At 65.6% G+C, this 993-nt stretch carries 2 protein-coding genes; both read right to left on the reverse strand.

Translation table 11 applies throughout. From position 1 onward, the window contains the following. Positions 1–616, reverse strand: a 616-nt coding sequence (locus tag EN994_RS33045) for a hypothetical protein (RefSeq protein WP_127308231.1), incomplete at its 3' end; no start/stop codon positions are given. Next, positions 613–993: hypothetical protein (locus EN994_RS33050; RefSeq protein WP_127308232.1), on the reverse strand; the 381-nt coding region annotated here is incomplete at its 5' end. The genes EN994_RS33050 and EN994_RS33045, both read right to left, overlap by 4 nt.

Here is a 993-nt window from a genome sequence, read left to right on the forward strand (position 1 = left end):
GCCGTGTCTGGCCCTGCCGTGTCTGGCCCTGCGGCGGTGCAGGAGCGTCGAGATCGTATAGCGGCAAGACATCCGCCGGTTGACCATCGGCACCGGTCGGAACGGCATCGAGGCTGATGCGAGCCTGGGCGTCGAGCGGGCCGAACTGACGTGCGGCGATAAGCAGGCTGGCGCCTCGGATCTGGTCGGCCGGCAACTCGAAGACGAACAGGCCGCTTCTCTCCAGCCCTGGATCGACGGCATGTGGCGGCATATCCTGGCGATAGCTGAGCCGCTCCGTCTGGCGGTAGCGCAGGCCGGTCGGGCCTTGCCAGGTGCCGTCGGCGACCGTGGTGGAGGTGCTGGTGGCGGTGAGATTGGTCGCTGCCACCGCCCACAGTCCGCTGGTGGTCAGCAGCCTTTCCTGGCCGAACTGGTTGGTCTTCAGCGTGCGCGCAAAGACCATTCTGTCGAGGCGGACATCGAAGCTGCGCGCCCGCACCGTGTCGTGCATGGCGCCATCAATGGGGATCGGCGCGGTGAGTTCGGCATAATGCGGCTTCGACACCTGCATGCCGTAGCTGAGCACCACGGTGGCGGCGACGATCAGGAGATTGCCGATGGCGCGGATCCTCATGAGCCGCTCTCGGGCAGGTCGGCGACCGGCATGGTGACGGTGCCGAGCCGATAGGAATTGAACCAGCCCGGCGTGCCGTAAAGATTGTCGCGCGGCTTGAAGATCTCGGCGGTGACGCCGAAGCTGAGATTTGCCGGCACGGCGGCGTTACCGGCAAGCGGCCAGACATAGGCCATGCGTTCGGTCATGCCGGGATGCAGTTCCGGCGTCAGCGTCGAATCGCGGGCCAGCGCGATCATCGGCGTGGAATCGGGCAGGTCGATCCCGTCCGGCTTGAAGACGTTGAAATAAGCCTTGTCGGATTGCGCCGTGCGATTGGTCAGATCGGCCTCCAACACCAGCGCCTTCTGGCCTGGTTTCAGCGCCACGCCATAGAG

The organism is Mesorhizobium sp. M7A.F.Ca.CA.002.09.1.1 (assembly GCF_003998555.1).
Lineage (GTDB): Bacteria > Pseudomonadota > Alphaproteobacteria > Rhizobiales > Rhizobiaceae > Mesorhizobium > Mesorhizobium ciceri.